Source organism: Pseudomonas putida (assembly GCF_028682635.1).
GTDB lineage: Bacteria > Pseudomonadota > Gammaproteobacteria > Pseudomonadales > Pseudomonadaceae > Aquipseudomonas > Aquipseudomonas putida_AE.
The window spans coordinates 335,829-352,106 of sequence record NZ_JANHLK010000001.1; the positions used below are offsets into that span (position 1 = coordinate 335,829).

The following is a 16,278-nucleotide window of genomic DNA, read 5'->3' on the forward strand; positions in this document are numbered from 1 at the left end:
TTCAGGTCGTGAGGGAAGGAAGTTTGGAGATCGCTGCCAGCTTCTGAGCTGTACTCGCACCCTTCGAATACACGTCATGCGTCACTGAGCCTTCTCTGTGCCCAACCAATTCCTTTGCCAAGGGGGTTGGGACGTCCGCCCTGACCAGTTCCGTGACTACGGTATGTCGGAAGCTATGGAAGACATGGAGCCTGCTGAAGCCTGCTGCTGTACGCAATCTGCCAAACGCCTTGGATATCGCATGGGAGCGTTTGCCGTAGTGGTCGTGTGAGCTGGTGGGGATCAGGAAGGTGTCTGTGGTCTCTTCGCACAGGCGGTCAATGGAGGACAACAGGCTCGGATGGATTGGCACCACGCGCTTGCTCGCCTTGCTCTTGCTCTTTGGGAAGTCGAAGCACCGGATGCCATCGACAGTGACCACGCTGTCTTTGCTGAGCTTGCAGAGTTCTTCGATCCTGGCCCCGGTGTACCAGCCAAGTGCGATGAGGTCTGCCAGCGGCTTGTCTTTGCTATCCAGGGCGGCTTGATGCAACTTGAGGGTGTCGTCTCGGGTGTACTTTTCCCTGCTTTGTCCGGCAATCTCAGAGCCACCGCCTTGTGGTAGATCGTGCCCTTTGAATGGATTCGCCTTGTCCTTGTATTCCACTCGCCATGCCGCGTCATATTTCATCGCCCAATTCCAGAACGCAGTGCCCGCCATGAGGTGCTGACTTAGCGTCGCAGGGGCGCGATTCAATGACTTGAGCCATGTGTCCACCGTGTCGAAGTTGAGCGGCAGTCCCTCTTTCTTCAGGAAGGCCGCCAGCCTCTCCATCTTGCCCACTTGCTGATCGACATGTTTCGGGGCGCCGCCACGGCTTTCACGGAACTCACGGTAGGTCTTCAACTGGGCTGTGGTGATGGGTGATCTGGCCTTGTGGCTTGTAGGATCGGCAATCAATGCGTCAGCTTCAGCTTCTTGCTCTGATGATACCTGATAGCCGCTTGTGAGCTTGGCCTTCGCCAGCAATTTCGACACCTGCCCTAAGTCCTCCATGAATCTGAAGTCACCTCTGGGTTGTTGTTCCCTCACTCGGTGGATGTCGGCAAGCACTGATAGAAACTCAGGACCGAGTGTTTTGAACGCCTCCAACTCTTGGTCAGTGGGCTCAGACGTATCGACCTCCACGCCCCGCATCGCATCCATTTGAGATTGAGTGACGATCTGATCGATGTCGTGCAGTCTCTTGAGAAAGTTGTCTTGCCAGTCGGCTGGCATTGGTGTGCCTTCACGAGCTGCCTTGATCTGAGCCTTCCACGCCGCGAGGATGGGCAGGCGTGCATCCATGGCTACCTTCCGTAGCCCGGTCTTCAGTGACTTGATCAACACCTTGGCACCAAGCTTATCCTGCACATCAGCCGGGACTTGCAGCCGGACATACCAAGTGGATTCGCCTGCCTTCTGGATGAGGTTGTCTGCCATGTAAGCGCCGTGGGGAGGGGAGTGGTACAGCGGATTGTACTACTCGATTGTACTACTATGCACGCTGAAAGCCCCGGAATACGGCGGTAGTTGGTCGAAAAGGTCGATTAATTCGAATCTCTCCTTCACCGCCAAATTCGATGTAAACAGAACCCCTGGTTTCGAGAGAAGCCGGGGGTTTTGTGTTTTTGGGCGTGTCATTTACATATACACCGCGCAACTGCGACAGATAACCGAGCAAAGGTAATTCCTAAATTCCCGTAGGAAATGAGCTGGGCGTGTAGGACGTCATGCTGGAGAGTCGAGTGGATAACTGCTTTCATAGGGACTTACTACTTGAAACAAGTCGTCTCGGAAAAGGGTATTGGTTTTATGTTTTCCGGGTGAAAATAAATGACAGCACCCAACGCGACCCACTCCAGGATGGAAAGGTAACCGCCATGCAGGAATTCACCATGAAGCAGGCCGAACTTGAAAAGGTTCATGTGGAAATCGTCAAGCTGATGGCTGAGCAGCGCAAGCTGAACGCCGAAGCGGGCAAGATGACCCGTGAAACCTTTTGGTACCCGGTGGCGGTGGCCACCGGACTGATTGGCACGGTAGCCACCGTCACTGCGGTTCTGGTGAAGTTGCTCTGACGCTATTCGATCGGTCTGTCCGGGGGGGGCACGGCCAGATCCGACCTGAACAACAAGGACATCCCATGATCACGACGACCACCCACACAATCGAAGGCCGCCACATCACCGCCTACCTGGACATCGTCAGCGCCGAGTCGGTGCAGGGCGTCAACCTTGTTCGCGACCTTTTTGCCGGTATGCGGGATATTTTCGGCGGGCGTTCCCAGACCCTGGAGCGGGCGTTGCAAGAGGCACGTAGCCAGGCCACCGACGAGATCAGGGAGCGAGCGCGGGCATTGCAGGCGGATGCGGTGGTGGGGCTCGATTATCAGATCAGCATGCCATCAGGAAAGGGCGGCATGGTGGTGGTTTTTGTATCCGGAACGGCAGTCAGACTGAAGTGAAAGTTCCTGCCCATTCGTCGGGCATTCGCTGATCCGAACTACAAGTCCGTTAATGACCGGCTAGTCTCAAAATCCTTGGTGATCGATATTTTTCGTGCAAAGGGCTTGCCGGTGTCGATCCCGCTTTTGAGAGGGGTGAAGCGATGACTGAACCGTATATCGAAGACGACGGCGCAGAATATCCGATCAACAACTACGTTCAGTGCGGCCAGACGGAGTACGTGGCCAGCTTCGGCGAAGACCAGGTCAAGGTCCTCAAGATCAAGACCAAGGCTTGTCGAGTGTTGAAGGGGAAATTCCTACCCAAGCTAAGGGAATCGGCCAGGCAGTAGTAAATGTACCCGCGAGCAAACCCCGTCATCGAACGGGGTTTTTTGTGCCCGGAATGTGAACGAATATTTAATCTGGATTATTTTCACAAACTTTTCACAAGGCCCTACGTAGGCTCAACTCATCCGTTAGAAGCAACACCCTGCCCGTTCCCCAGCGGGCTTTTTTTTGCCTGCGATAAAACCTTTCCCAAAATTGCTGTCCAACCGTCGCCTATAACGAGGTTGAGCGCGCGCATGTCTGGACTTTGTCTCCTCTAAAGCATTCAATCTCGCCCCTTTGAGTTTCATCCCTATTTTTTTGAGGTTTCTGTCATGCGTTTCACACTGCCTGCTCTGGTTCTGGGTCTTCTGGTTGCTCAAGGTGCAATGGCCGGCGACGGCACTGCCGCCGTTGGTGGTGGCCTGGGTGGCGCACTGGGTAACGTCGTTGGCCAGAGCATGGGCGGCAGCACCGGTGCCGCGATTGGTGCCGGTGTCGCTGGCGCAGCCGGCAGTGCGGTTGCCGCCAAGAAAGGCCACCGTACCAGCGCTGCCATCGGTGGTGGCGTTGGCGCTGCCGGTGGTTCGGTGATCGGCAACAGCCTGGGTGGCAAGACCGGTTCAACCATCGGCGCAGGCCTGGGTGGCGCCCTGGGCGGCGGCGTCGGCAGCAACCTGGCCAAAGGTCACAAGCGTCACTGATCCCGAAGGATCTCACGCAAAAGCCCGGCTTGATGCCGGGCTTTTGCGTTTTGAACGTTTCTGCCGTTTGCGCCTCGAATGCTCCATACCCCCGATAAAATACGAGGCGTGCCATGACCCCGAAAACCAAAGGCAATGAAGTGCGATACCCAGGTACTCGACGCTTGACGTTGCCGGCGCTTGTTTTTGGATTGTTTCTGTCACCGTTCGCGCTGGCGGCAGGCGACGGTACTGCCGCCGTTGGCGGTGGACTTGGTGGTGCATTGGGCAATGTGGTTGGCGGACAAATGGGCGGCAGCACAGGCGCCGCCATTGGTGCCGGTGTCGGCGGCGCCGCCGGCAGTGCGGTCGGCGCACCCAAGGGCAGCCGCACCGAGGCCGCGATTGGCGGTGGATTAGGTTCGGCAGGCGGTTCGGTGATCGGCAACAGCCTGGGTGGCTCCACCGGCTCGACCATTGGTGCAGGCCTGGGTGGCGCAGCCGGTGGTGCGGTGGGCAACAATCTGGGAAGCGACGATGGCGGGTCCCATTCCGGTGGCGGCCATAAGCATAAAAACAAACATAAGAACAAGCATCACTGACGGGCATCGCTCAGCGACGTAACCGATGGTCTCCCTGATCGAACCTGACGATCACCCATCCCTCCAACGGTCAGGGCCTGCCTTTCAGGCCCGTTGAGAGGTGTCACATGAACGCTGATCCAAAAGTCTCCGACATCGACGAAACCCCCGAATACCCCCTGCCTTCGCCCACCGATTCGCTGAGTCGGGACCAGCGTCCGCCCGATGACGAGCCCGGCGTCGAGCAGGTTCCCAACGATGATCTCAAGCGCACGGATTCTGATGTCGAAGCAGACCCGAGCGATCCGGACATCGCCGGGGAGGATGCCTCCGGCGAGCCAAGCTGATCGACGTCGGGTGCGAGACCGCCTGTCGAATGAGCGGCAACCATGCCAACACATCGTTGCCAGACATAAGGTATGCAACTCGTAAAGGAGACGCACCATGATCAGGTCAAGATGGATGGCCCTGACAGTGGCCGGTCTGTTGTCGCTCGGGTCCGGCATGGCATTTTCCCAGTCCTCTGGCAATGATGCACCCATCGACAAAGGCGGGATGCCACCGTCCACTGAAATGAATGCAGGCTCTGGCCCGGACAGTGCGCTGCCGCCTGGCTCCATCAATAATGGCAATGCAGGCGATGCCAATGGGAGCAGCACCCGCCCGGAGACGAAAAGCGGCTCGACCAGCGGTGGCAATTCGATGGGGAGCGGTTCTGGGAGTGGGTCTGGAGGATCAGGTAATTCTGCCGACGGGACCACAGCGCCCGCGGATGGCGGGACTGGCAAAAAAGCGGGCAGTTAGCCTGCCGAAAGGATCTACAGCAGTGAACTTGACGAGCCCGGCGATTTGCCGGGCTTTTTGCGTACTCCTCCGTTGCTCTTGGTAGGGGCTGCTCGTTATGCTGCTGAAACCTTTAATCTGTCGCGGAGCCGGCCGTACTGAGCCGCCTGGGATGTCATGAAAACGGATCAGATGCGATGAATTCACTGTGCAAAGAATTCGGCCCGATCAAGGCCGTGATTTTCGATATGGACGGCCTGCTGCTGGACACCGAGGGGATCTACACCGAAGTCACGGCGACGATTGCCGCGCGCTATGGACGCACGTTCGACTGGAGCGTCAAGCAGAACATCATCGGCCGTGGTGCCGGTGATCTGGCGCGCTATGTGGTGCAGGCGCTTGACTTGCCGATCAGCGCCGAAGAGTTCCTGGTGATTCGCGAGCCGCTGATGCGCGAGCGTTTTCCTGCTGCGCAGGCGATGCCGGGTGCGGAACAACTGGTCCGGCACTTGAAGGCGCATAACATTCCCATTGCGGTGGGTACCAGTTCCTCGAGCCAGTCGTTCGGCCAGAAAACCACCTTGCACCGCGACTGGTTCGCCTTGTTCGACTTCATCGTCACTGCCGATGATCCAGACGTCGGCGCGGCCAAACCGGCGCCGGATATCTTCCTGACGGCAGCGCGACGCCTGGGTGTGGAGCCACAGGATTGCCTGGTGTTCGAGGATTCGCCGTTCGGTGTCACGGCAGCCAAAGCGGCGGGGATGACGGCGATTGCGATTCCGGATGCGGCGATGGCTGACGAAAAATACGCCCATGCCGACGGTATTCTTCGTACGTTGAAGGCATTTATACCGGATGCCTGTGGCCTGCCTGCACTTGAGTGGACCTGATGACATTAACTGTGGGCGCGGGCTTGCTCGCGAAAGCGGTGTGTCAGCCCACGTCAATTTCGACTGACACTCCCTCTTCGCGAGCAAGCCCGCTCCCACAGTTTGATTGCATTCAATTCATCAGGCGCCAAAACCACCGTCGATGGTCAGGCTCGCGCCGGTGATGTAGCCGGCTTCGGGGCCGACCAGGTAGGCGACGAAACTGGCGATCTCTTCGGCTTTGCCGTAACGCCCCACTGCCATCAATGGAATCAGGCTGTCAGCGAAGTCGCCGTGGGCAGGGTTCATGTCGGTATCGACCGGGCCAGGCTGCACGTTGTTAATGGTGATGCCTTTGGGGCCGAGGTCGCGGGCCAGGCCCTTGGTCAGGCCGACCAGCGCCGATTTGCTCATGGCGTACGGGCCGCCACCGGCGAAGGGCATGCGGTCGGCGTTGGTGCTGCCGATGTTGATGATTCGACCGCCTTCGGTCATGTATTTGGCGGCAGCCTGGGTGGCGATGAACACGCTGCGTACGTTGATCGCCAGGGTCTGGTCGAAGTCTTCGAGTTTGAAATCTTCCAGCGGTGCAACGGCCAGCACGCCCGCGTTGTTGACCAGTATATCCAGCTGACCAAAGGCCTCTACGGTAGCCGTTACGGCGCTGCGGATGGCCTCGGCGTCGGCGCTGTCAGCCTTGATCGCCAGGGCTTTGCCGCCATTTCCGATGATGCTGTCTTGCAGTTCCTGGGCCTTGGCCGTGGAGCTGACATAGGTAAAGGCGACAGTCGCGCCTTCAGCGGCCAGGCGTTTGACAATGGCAGCGCCGATACCGCGGGAACCGCCCTGGATCAAAGCCACTTTGCCACTGAGGTTCTGAGTAGTCATATCGATCTCCAAAGTCCCGAGGCGAGATGTCCCGGTTGATGGAGCCTAGTATCGATTCAGGATTGCACGCTGAGTAGGGGGTAATTGCGATAGTCTGTGTAAACCAGAAGTTTATAATGGTTGGCCATGGAAACCTTCAGCAGTATCGAATGCTTTGTACGCAGCGCTGAGGTCGGCAGCTTTGCCGAAGCCGCGCGACGCTTGAGCCTGACCCCGGCGGCCGTGGGCAAGAGCGTGGCCAAGCTTGAAGCCCGGCTGGGCGTGCGGCTGTTTCAGCGCAGCACCCGCAGCCTCACGCTCACCGAGGCCGGTCAGCTGTTTCTCGATGAAGTCAGTGGCAGCCTGCTCACCATCCAGAATGCCGTAGCCAATCTGGCCAGCGCCGAAGGCCGTCCTGCGGGCACCCTGAAGGTCAGCATGGGCACCGTGTTCGGACGTTTGTACATCGTGCCGCTACTCGGTGAGTTTTTGCGGCGCTTTCCGGCGATCAATCCGGACTGGCATTTCGATAACCGGCAGGTCGACCTGATCGCCCAGGGTTTCGACGCCGCGATTGGTGGCGGCTTCGAACTGCCCCAAGGGGTGGTGGCGCGCAAGCTGACGCCAGCCCATCGCGTGTTGGTGGCCTCTGCCGATTACCTGGCGGCGCACGAGGCGATCCGCGAGCCTGACGATCTCAAGCCGCACGACGGCATCCTTATACGCTCGCCGCAGACCGGTCGCGTGCGTTCCTGGCAGTTGACCAGTCGCACCCAGCAACACAGTCCCTTGACCCTCAAGGCGCGGATGACCATGAGCGATTCTGAGGCGGCCTGTGCCACGGCGGTCCAGGGTTTGGGTATTGCACTGGTGAGCATGCCCTTTGCGTTGGGCTATCTGGAGGCGGGGACGTTGCAGCGGGTGTTGCCGGACTGGTATGTCGACGATGGCAATATTTCTATCTATTACGCCGAGCACAAGCTGCTGCCCGGCAAGACCCGGGCGTTTGTGGATTTCATCATTGAGCAGTTTGCGGAGCGGGGGTTGGGGCAGCGTTTTAGTGCGGTATGAACCAGGTTGGAAACCGAGGCGCCCCCTTCGCGAAGGGGGCGACTCGGTTCAATGTTGGGAATTCAGCGCCCAAACCGCCCAGGCCAGCCGACGATATTCTTCGGCCGCGGTGTCGCATAAGTGCGCACCTTGGACGTCGACAACCCCAGCCGCACCAGCGATTCGGCGATGGTCACCGCCGCGGTCACGCCATCGATCACCGGCACGCCGGTGCGCAGGCGAATCTGCTCATCCAGCCCGGCCATGCCGCCGCAGCCCAGGCAAATCACTTCGGCCTTGTCCTGGGTCACCGCCAGTTCAGCCTGATGCACGATGGCTTCCAGCGCGCGTTGCGGCTCGTGCTCCAGTTCCAGCACCGCCAGGCCACTGGCCCGCACCGAGGCGCAGCGGTCCCAGAGCCCGGACAGTTTCAGGCGGTCTTCGATCAGCGGCACGGTGCGGTCGAGGGTGGTGACCACCGAGTAGGCGTGACCGAGAAACATCGCGGTGCTCGCGGCCGCATCAGTGATGTCGACCACCGGTACGTTGAGCAATTCCTGCAGGCCTTCGCGGCCGTGTTCGCCGTAGCCGGCTTGAATCACCGCATCGAAAGGCTGGTCGTAGGCCATGACCCGGTCCATCACCGCAATGGCAGCCAGGTAGCTTTCGAAGTTGCCTTCGATCGAGTCGGCACCGAAGTAGGGCGTCAGGCCAACGATCTCCGTGCCGGGCGCGGCCACGGCCTGGGCCGAGCGGGCGATCGCCTGGGTGATGGATTCGGTGGTGTTGACGTTGACCACGAGAATGCGCATGGGAAGTCCTTATAACGGGTGGTTCAGCGGCCCGATACTGTCGGGCCGCGAGGGAGTTAATGGCTGACGTTGTCCACGGCGATGGCTTCACCGCTGACGTCGGCGTAGTGGGGTTGGCGCTTGGCGATGATCAGGTAGAGCATCCCGGCAATCCCGGCACCGATCAGCCAGGAGAACGGCGACACCAGGTGGAAACCCGGTACCAGCGCCAGGACGATGGCGATCAGCGCGGCGGGAATGAAGGCCACCACCGCGCGCAGGTTGACCCCGCGGCTGTAGTAATAGGCGCCGTTGGGGTCTTCGCTGTACAACTGCGGCACGTTGACCTGGCCTTTTCGCACCAGCCAGTAGTCGACCATGATCACGCCGTACAGCGGGCCGAGCAGGGCGCCGAGGCCGGAGAGGAAGTAGACGATCACCAGTGGGCTGTTGTAGAGGTTCCACGGCAGGATCAGCACGGCAATGGTCGCGCTGATCAGCCCGGCACGGCGGAACGTCAGGTACTTGGGCGCCAGGTTGCTGAGGACAAAGGCCGGGGCGACGAAGTTGGCCATGATATTGACCGCCACGGTGACGATCAGGAACGCCAGGCAACCCAGGACCAGGAAGAAGGTGTTGGGGATCGAGGCGATGATCTCGGTCGGGCTTTCAATGATCCGGCCGTTAATCTGGAATTGCGCGCCACAGAGCAGGACTGTGATGGCGGCGAAGACCAGGATGTTCACCGGCAGGCCCCAGAAGTTGCCGACCTTGATGGTCTTGCGGCACGGCGAAGAGCGGGCGAAGTCGCAGAAATTGAGGATCAGCGTGCCGTAGATCGCCAGCCACAACGCTCCGCCGGCAAAGATATTGCGCCACATCTCGCCACCGCTCAGCGGCTCGCGGATCGACCAGGCGATGGTCGCATTGGCCTGGAAGTACATCCAGGCGGCAAGGGCGGCGACGGTGAGCAGGATCACCGGCCCGGCAAACCCTTCGTAGCGCCGCACCATCTCCATGCCATAGGCGAGGATCGCCAGCTGCACGAGCCAGATCGAGACGAAACACACCCAACCCAGTGTCGACAGACCGAGGATCGAGTCGTGGTCGTACTCGGCGAAACCGGGATGGATGGCGGTCAGCAACACCCGAAAGACCACCGAGGCCAGGTAGGTCTGGATGCCGAACCAGGCGATGGCGATCACGGCGCGGATCAAAGCGGGAATCTGTGCCCCGTGGATGCCGAAACTGATGCGGCTGATGACCGGAAATGGCACGCCGGTTTTCTGGCCCATGTAGCCCGACAGGTTCATGAAGCAATACACCAGCGCCGCTCCGATGCCCAGGGACAGGAGAATCTGCCAGCCGCCCAGGCCCAGGGCGTAGAGGCCGATGGCAAACGAGTAGTTGGCGATGTTGTGCACATCGTTGGTCCACAACGCGAAGATGCTGTAGCGACCCCAGCGCCGGCCTTCCGCCTTCGTTGGCGCCAGGTCCTTGTTGTGCAGGCGGGGGCTGAGCACGACAGAGGATTCAAGCGATTGCCCAAAAGCTGTCTGGGTGACGTGGGAGGAGGGTAGATCCAGCGCGACATTGTTATTGGAGAGACTTGTACGCATTCCGGCAGGCTCCTGATGCTCGACGCCGCGATGACTGTGCTTGAGCCTTTGCTCGGCAATCTTCGTCGCGGGTGGCGAATATCATTGGTTACGGGGCATCTGCAGCCTGTACGGGATAGGGCGCTTCAGGCTTGCGGATCTAAGTGTTTTTATGTTTTGGCTTTATTGTATACAAAACATGTATGCACTTAAGCGAGATGCGTGCCAGTCGGGAGATATATGAAATGCGCTGCTCATTTCGTTTTGTTATGGTTTTTCTCCAAGTTATTGAAAAAATGGAAATATAAATTGACCGTTTGAACAGGTATTTATTTTTCAGCGGGATTGTTGGGTTTGGTCGACTGGGGAAGTCAGGAAAGGAGGATGTAACTTTTTGGGGCGTGGAAATTAAAAGTGCACACATTAATGGCACCTATGGTGACATTCCTGTGTACACATTTTTCGGCTCGGTCACGAATCCTGTAGGAGCAAGCTTGCTCGCGATGGTCGTCAACGATAACGCGGGGTGTCTGATACCCCGCGGCGTTCCAGGGTTCATCGCGAGCAAGCTCGCTCCTACAGGGGGATTTGCAGAGAGATCAGGCCTTGGACTTGCTGATGATATTGCCTGCATGCAATCCGCATTCTTTCTGGGTCGCTTCTTCCCACCACCAGCGGCCTTCACGCTCGTGCTGGTTCGGCAGCACGGGGCGGGTGCACGGTTCGCAGCCGATGCTGATGAAACCGCGTTCGTGCAGGCTGTTGTACGGCAGTTCGAGCATGCGGATGTAGCCCCAGATTTCCTCGCTGGTCATCTGTGCCAGCGGGTTGAACTTGTACAGGGTGCGTTCCGGGGTGGAGAACGCGGTATCGACTTCCATCACCGCCACGGCGCTGCGCGTGCCGGGGCTCTGGTCGCGGCGCTGGCCGGTGGCCCAGGCCTTCACGCCAGACAGCTTGCGACGCAGCGGCTCGATCTTGCGGATGCCGCAGCACTCGCCATGGCCGTCCTTGTAGAAACTGAACAGGCCTTTTTCCTTCACGAACGGTTCCAGCCTGGTGTAGTCCGGTGACACCAGTTCGATGTCGATCTTGTAGTGCTCGCGCACCTGATCGATGAAGCGGTAGGTCTCGGGATGCAAGCGGCCGGTGTCGAGGCTGAACACCTTGACGTTCTTGTTCAGCTTCCAGGCCATGTCCACCAGCACCACGTCTTCGGCGCCGCTGAAAGATATCCACAGCTCATCGCCAAACTCGGCAAAGGCGAGTTTGAGGATGTCCTGGGCGGATTTATTGGCATAGGTCGTGGCGAGTTCCACGACGTCGAACGTTGGGCTCATCAGGGCGGCTTCCTACAGGTCGGTGGCGCTTGGCGCTCTATATGGGGCCGATGGTAACAAAAAGCGGCACTGGCCGGGGCGTCCTCTGCGTTGCGTGGTGGGGGAGTTATCGCTAGAGTTCGGGCTCGCTCGACTCAATAAACAATACCAATGGGAGTGTCTTGTGGAAATTGCCTGTCTGGATCTTGAAGGTGTGCTGGTCCCGGAAATCTGGATCGCCTTCGCGGAAAAAACCGGGATCGAATCCCTCAGGGCCACCACCCGGGACATTCCCGACTATGACGTGCTGATGAAGCAGCGTTTGCGGATTCTGGACGAACACGGCCTGAAGCTCGCCGACATCCAGGAAGTGATCGCGACGCTCAAGCCGCTGGACGGTGCCGTCGAGTTCGTCGATTGGCTGCGCGAGCGCTTCCAGGTGGTGATTCTGTCGGATACCTTCTACGAGTTCTCCCAGCCGCTGATGCGTCAGCTGGGCTTCCCGACCTTGCTCTGCCACCGTCTGATCACTGACGACAGCGGGCGCGTTACTGGCTATCAGTTGCGTCAGAAAGATCCCAAGCGTCAGTCGGTCTTGGCCTTCAAGAGCCTTTACTACCGGGTGATTGCGGCGGGTGATTCCTACAACGACACCACGATGCTGGGCGAAGCGGATGCCGGGATTCTGTTCCATGCGCCGGACAATGTGATCGCCGAATTCCCGCAGTTCCCGGCGGTGCACACGTTTGAAGAGTTGAAGCAGGAGTTCATCAAGGCTTCGAATCGGGCCTTGAGTCTGTAGTCGTCTGCTCGGACGCCTTCGCTGGCAAGCCAGCTCCTACAGGATCGTCGCAATCCTTGTAGGAGCCGGCTTGCTGGCGATGTTTTAAAGGCTTTGCAGGGTGTCGAGCAGCACCTTCACCTTGGTGATCGATTCCTGATACTCGGCCTGCCACTCGGAGTCCGCGACGATTCCGCCACCGCCCCAGCAACACACCTGCCCATCCTTGACCAGCAGGCTGCGGATGGCGATTGAGCTGTCCATCTCGCCGCGCACGTCCAGATACAGCAATGAACCGCAGTACAGTCCGCGTCGAGTGGGTTCCAGCTCGTCGATGATCTGCATCGAGCGAATTTTCGGCGCGCCGGTAATCGAGCCGCCCGGGAAGCTGCCGGCGATCAGGTCCAGCGCATCCCGATCAGCCGCCAGTTCGCCGGTCACGCTGCTCACCAGGTGATGCACATTCGGGTAGCTTTCCAGGCTGAACAACTCAGGCACGCGAACCGAGCCGGTGCGGCAGGTGCGGCCGAGGTCGTTGCGCAGCAGGTCGACAATCATCAGGTTTTCCGCGCGATCCTTGGGGCTGGCCAGCAGTTCGGCGGCGTTCGCCGCGTCTTCGCCTGGCGTGAGGCCCCGTGGGCGCGTGCCTTTGATCGGGCGGGTTTCAACCAGGCGCTCTGTGACTTTGACGAAGCGTTCCGGTGACAGGCTCAGCACCGCGCCGCCGTCGGGCAGGCTCTGGAAGCCGGAAAACGGAGTGGGGCACGCCTGTCGCAACGCGCAATACGCCGTCCATGGATCACCCTGGCAGGGCGCGCGGAAGCGTTGGGCGAAGTTGACCTGGTAGCAGTCACCGGCCTGGATGTATTGCTGGATGCGTTCGATCGCCTGGCGATACTGCCCGGCACTCAGATCTGCATTCATCGGCGCCTGCAACCTGAACGGCTCGCCCACGGCAACGGCTGGCTGGCTGAACAGCTGGATCAGGCGCTGACGTTCGCTGTCGGCCAGCGTCGGGTGGAACACCAGTTGGCTGGTGGCCTGCTGGTGATCGCTAATCAGCGCCCAGTCGTACAGGCCGAACCGCGCATCCGGCAAATGCAGGTCATCCAGGGCCCGGCTCGGCAGGTTTTCCAGGTGGCGGCCGAAATCGTAGCTCAGGTAGCCGATCAGGCCACCGGCGAACGGCAGGTCATTGGGTAGTGTCGCTTCGCCCAGGCGCGTCAGATTGTCCCGCAGGCGTTGCAGGAAATCGCTGCCACGTTCGTCAGGCGCGACCGCCAGTTGTTCCAGCGGCCAGGCGCTGAGCAGGTCAAAGCGCCCGCGCTCGGCACTCGGGCGGCCGCTGTCGAGCAGCACGGCACCGGGGGCATGACGAATGGCCGCAAAGTAGTCGGCGGGATTGGCGCGATAGGGCAGCGGGTGTACGGAACAGGTCAGCATGGGCGAGGGAGATCAGCCATCGAGGCGGGGTGGCGATTGTAGTCCTCTCGGGGAATTGCTCCTAGAGGGATGTCGGGTACATGTAGGAGCGAGCTTGCTCGCGATGAACCTGAGAGCAACGCGTACATCCAGGAAGCACGCGTTATCGTTGACGTCCATCGCGAGCAAGCTCGCTCCTACAAGGAGGAACTCAGCCCTCGACCGGCGGAATATGCCCAAACATCTCCTGCACGAACGCTACCCGCTCTTCGACGGTTTCGGTCACACCCCGGGCCTTCAACTCTTCCAGCCGCGCCTCGACCGCGTGGGTGCGCAACGTCAGGCCGCAATCATTGGCAATCTGGATGTTCAGCCCCGGCCGGGCGTTGAGCTCGAGGATCAGCGGGCCTTTCTCCTGGTCCAGCACCATGTCGACACCGATGTAACCCAGCCCGCACAGCTCATAGCAGCCTGCGGCGAGTTTCATGAAGCCGTCCCAGTAGGGCAGTTGCACGCCGTCAACCGCGTTGGTGGTGTCCGGGTGCTTGGCGATGATGTTGTTCAGCCAGGTGCCGCGCAGGGTCAGGCCGGTGGCCAGGTCGACACCGACGCCGATGGCGCCCTGGTGCAGGTTGGCCTTGCCGCCCGACTGGCGGGTGGGCAAGCGCAGCATGGCCATCACCGGGTAGCCCATCAGCACGATGATGCGGATGTCCGGCACGCCTTCATAGCTGATGCTCTTGAAGATCTGGTCCGGAATCACCCGGTATTCGATCAGTGCCCGGTCGCGATGCCCGCCAAGGGAGTACAGCCCGGTCAGGATGCTCGAGACATGGTGCTCGATCTCTTCGTGGCTGATGATCTTGCCGGACACCGTGCGATAACGGCCCTCGAAGCGGTCGGCGATGACGATGATGCCGTCGCCGCCCGCGCCCTGGGCCGGCTTGATCACGAAATCGTTGCGCCCGTCGATGATCTCGTCGAGCTTGTCGATTTCCTTCTCGGTGGAGATCACCCCGTACAGCTGCGGCACGTGGATGCCGGCGGCAATCGCCCGTTCCTTGGTGATGATCTTGTCATCGACGATCGGGTACAGGCTGCGCTTGTTGTACTTGAGCACGTAGTCCGCGTTACGCCGGTTGATGCCCATGATGCCCCGGGCTTCCAGGGCTTTCCAGGTCTTCCAGAAGCCGAACATCAGGCGTCAGCCTTCTTCAGGAAGGCCTTGAAGCGCACCAGCTCGGTCAGGCGGTAGCCGCGATAGCGACCCATGGCCAGCATGAAGCCCACCAGGATCAGCAGGATCGCCGGGAAGGTGAATACGAAGTACACCAGTTCCGGCACGCTCATGATCAGGTGCGCCAGGGAGGCCGCGAACAGGGTGCCGATCGCCACTTTCATGGCATGGCTGGCGCCGCGTTCTTCCCAGGTGATCGACAGGCGTTCGATGGTCATGGTCAGGATCACCATCGGGAACAACGCCACCGACAGTCCGCGCTCCAGGCCGAGCTTGTGGCTGAACAGGCTGATGGCCGCGATCAACACCACCACGAACGTCAGTACCACCGACAGCCTCGGCAGCATTTGCAGCTTCAGGTGTTCAAGGTAGGAGCGCAGCGACAGCCCCAGCGCCGTGATGATGGTAAACAGAACGATGCCGAAGCCGAGCTGGGTTTCGCGGAAGGCCAGGGCGATCAGTACCGGGGTAAAGGTGCCGAGGGTCTGCAGGCCGATCAGGTTGCGCAGGATCAGGATCACCAGCACGCCGATCGGGATCATCACCATGATCATGAAGGTCTGCTGGGTTTGCAGCGGCAGGCCGTACAGCGAGTATTCGAGGAAGTTGGCGTCGGTATTTTCGTCGGTCAGCTTGGCCAGGCGAATGGCGTTCATTTCGCTGTTGTTCATGCTGAAGGTCACAGTGGCCTTCTTGCCGCCGTCGACGGTGATCAGGTTTTCGTCGCCGGTCCACCACAGCAGGCGGTCGGTCGGCAGGCCCTGTTCGCCGGTTTCCGGGTTGAAGTACAGCCAGTCGGTGCCGTTGAAGCTGCGCAGCCAGAGTTCCGGGGTTTGCGGCTGGTCGGCCACCAGGCGAATGGTATGGACCTTTTCCACCGGCACGTGGGCGATGGACAGCAGCAGTTCGACGATCTTCGCCTTGTGCGCCGGTGTCGGGTCGCCGGCCAGGAGCATCTTGGCATTGTCGTCGTTGCTGTTGTTGACCCGCTTGATCGCTTCGCTGATGAAGGTCTCGACGTCGGCCGAGTGCTGGCGAATCGGCGCCAGCAGCGCTTCGGCGGCGAGTTTCTCAGGGCCTTCCAGGGCAATGCTGTCGCGGAAGGTCGGCCCCTTGATCTTGGCTTTTTCCGCGGTGTAGCGCTTGGTCAGCACCAGGCGGTAATAAAGGGTCTGGTTGCCTTTGGCCCGGCGCGCCGACCAGGTGACCTTGCGGTTGCCGTCGACCCGGTTCACGGCCACGCCGTAGTTATTGGAGATGAAGCTTTCGTTGAGGCTCACGTAATCGCGGCTCAGCGGCGGCACGAACATCTGGATCTTGACCGGGTCCTTGGCACTGGCGACGAACTCGACCTTGGCGTCGATGTTCCACAAGTCGTCGGTGGCGTCTTCGGTCACGGGAATGCCGAGTACGAAAATCTGGTAGGCCGTGACTGAAATGCCCAACACCACCAGGATGGCGATCAGCATTTTCAGATGAAGGGTAAGAGAGCGCATTTG

17 protein-coding genes are annotated in these 16,278 nt (G+C 60.0%); 9 read left to right on the top strand and 8 right to left on the bottom strand.

The genetic code is table 11. The features are described from left to right. Nucleotide 1 precedes the first annotated feature (1 nt). Nucleotides 2–1,462, bottom strand: coding sequence for a site-specific integrase (locus tag NPS56_RS01590; RefSeq protein WP_274073155.1), 1,461 nt, complete (start codon nucleotides 1,460–1,462; stop codon nucleotides 2–4). 455 nt (nucleotides 1,463–1,917) lie between these two features. On the opposite strand from NPS56_RS01590, the gene NPS56_RS01595 reads away from it, so the two are divergent. From NPS56_RS01595 to NPS56_RS01630, 7 genes are all read left to right on the top strand, one after another. Continuing rightward, complete coding sequence (locus NPS56_RS01595) at nucleotides 1,918–2,100, top strand: hypothetical protein (RefSeq protein ID WP_274073285.1); 183 nt, start codon at nucleotides 1,918–1,920, stop codon at nucleotides 2,098–2,100. Nucleotides 2,101–2,165: 65 nt separating this feature from the next. After that, a complete protein-coding gene (locus tag NPS56_RS01600; RefSeq protein ID WP_274073156.1) occupies nucleotides 2,166–2,486 on the top strand; it encodes a YbjQ family protein in 321 nt (106 codons plus the stop codon). Nucleotides 2,487–2,629: 143 nt separating this feature from the next. Further along, entirely contained in the window at nucleotides 2,630–2,818 is a 189-nt protein-coding gene (locus NPS56_RS01605; protein ID WP_274073157.1) for a hypothetical protein, read from the top strand. 312 nt (nucleotides 2,819–3,130) lie between these two features. Then, the gene (locus NPS56_RS01610) at nucleotides 3,131–3,499 is read left to right on the top strand and encodes a hypothetical protein (protein WP_047531564.1); all 369 of its coding nucleotides are present in this window, start codon (nucleotides 3,131–3,133) and stop codon (nucleotides 3,497–3,499) included. A gap of 113 nt (nucleotides 3,500–3,612) precedes the next feature. Beyond that, the gene (locus tag NPS56_RS01615) at nucleotides 3,613–4,080 is read left to right on the top strand and encodes a glycine zipper domain-containing protein (RefSeq protein ID WP_274073158.1); all 468 of its coding nucleotides are present in this window, start codon (nucleotides 3,613–3,615) and stop codon (nucleotides 4,078–4,080) included. 107 nt (nucleotides 4,081–4,187) lie between these two features. Continuing rightward, the gene (locus NPS56_RS01620; protein WP_274073159.1) at nucleotides 4,188–4,406 is read left to right on the top strand and encodes a hypothetical protein; all 219 of its coding nucleotides are present in this window, start codon (nucleotides 4,188–4,190) and stop codon (nucleotides 4,404–4,406) included. Between the two features lie 633 nt (nucleotides 4,407–5,039). Next, on the top strand, nucleotides 5,040–5,735 hold the full coding sequence (locus tag NPS56_RS01630; RefSeq protein WP_274073161.1) for an HAD-IA family hydrolase: 696 nt from the start codon (nucleotides 5,040–5,042) through the stop codon (nucleotides 5,733–5,735). 120 nt (nucleotides 5,736–5,855) lie between these two features. On the opposite strand, the gene NPS56_RS01635 is transcribed toward NPS56_RS01630, so the two are convergent. Further along, nucleotides 5,856–6,602: a 3-oxoacyl-ACP reductase family protein gene (locus NPS56_RS01635; RefSeq protein WP_274073162.1), complete on the bottom strand. Its 747-nt coding sequence runs from the start codon at nucleotides 6,600–6,602 to the stop codon at nucleotides 5,856–5,858. Nucleotides 6,603–6,728: 126 nt separating this feature from the next. Between NPS56_RS01635 and NPS56_RS01640 the strand changes: the two genes are divergently transcribed. Further along, complete coding sequence (locus tag NPS56_RS01640) at nucleotides 6,729–7,652, top strand: LysR family transcriptional regulator (RefSeq protein WP_274073163.1); 924 nt, start codon at nucleotides 6,729–6,731, stop codon at nucleotides 7,650–7,652. A 62-nt stretch (nucleotides 7,653–7,714) separates the two neighbouring features. Here the strand turns inward: NPS56_RS01640 and NPS56_RS01645 are convergent, their stop codons facing one another. The 3 genes from NPS56_RS01645 to NPS56_RS01655 form a co-directional block, all read right to left on the bottom strand. Further along, nucleotides 7,715–8,443, bottom strand: a complete 729-nt coding sequence (locus NPS56_RS01645) for an aspartate/glutamate racemase family protein (protein ID WP_150701005.1) — start codon at nucleotides 8,441–8,443, stop codon at nucleotides 7,715–7,717. A gap of 56 nt (nucleotides 8,444–8,499) precedes the next feature. Beyond that, nucleotides 8,500–10,041 (bottom strand): NCS1 family nucleobase:cation symporter-1, encoded by a 1,542-nt coding sequence (locus tag NPS56_RS01650; RefSeq protein ID WP_274073164.1) that lies wholly within the window; start codon nucleotides 10,039–10,041, stop codon nucleotides 8,500–8,502. A 578-nt stretch (nucleotides 10,042–10,619) separates the two neighbouring features. Then, on the bottom strand, nucleotides 10,620–11,360 hold the full coding sequence (locus NPS56_RS01655; RefSeq protein WP_274073165.1) for a phosphoadenylyl-sulfate reductase: 741 nt from the start codon (nucleotides 11,358–11,360) through the stop codon (nucleotides 10,620–10,622). Between the two features lie 163 nt (nucleotides 11,361–11,523). Here NPS56_RS01655 and thrH point away from each other — a divergent pair, with 163 nt between their 5' ends. Next, nucleotides 11,524–12,141, top strand: coding sequence for a bifunctional phosphoserine phosphatase/homoserine phosphotransferase ThrH (gene thrH / locus NPS56_RS01660; RefSeq protein WP_274073166.1), 618 nt, complete (start codon nucleotides 11,524–11,526; stop codon nucleotides 12,139–12,141). A gap of 84 nt (nucleotides 12,142–12,225) precedes the next feature. Here the strand turns inward: thrH and pabB are convergent, their stop codons facing one another. From pabB to NPS56_RS01675, 3 genes are all read right to left on the bottom strand, one after another. After that, a complete protein-coding gene (gene pabB / locus NPS56_RS01665) occupies nucleotides 12,226–13,563 on the bottom strand; it encodes an aminodeoxychorismate synthase component I (RefSeq protein ID WP_274073167.1) in 1,338 nt (445 codons plus the stop codon). Between the two features lie 190 nt (nucleotides 13,564–13,753). Beyond that, nucleotides 13,754–14,740, bottom strand: a complete 987-nt coding sequence (locus tag NPS56_RS01670; protein ID WP_274073168.1) for an alpha-L-glutamate ligase-like protein — start codon at nucleotides 14,738–14,740, stop codon at nucleotides 13,754–13,756. After that, entirely contained in the window at nucleotides 14,740–16,275 is a 1,536-nt protein-coding gene (locus NPS56_RS01675) for an inactive transglutaminase family protein (protein WP_274073169.1), read from the bottom strand. The genes NPS56_RS01670 and NPS56_RS01675 overlap by 1 nt, the downstream gene beginning before the upstream one ends. Nucleotides 16,276–16,278: the final 3 nt, after the last annotated feature.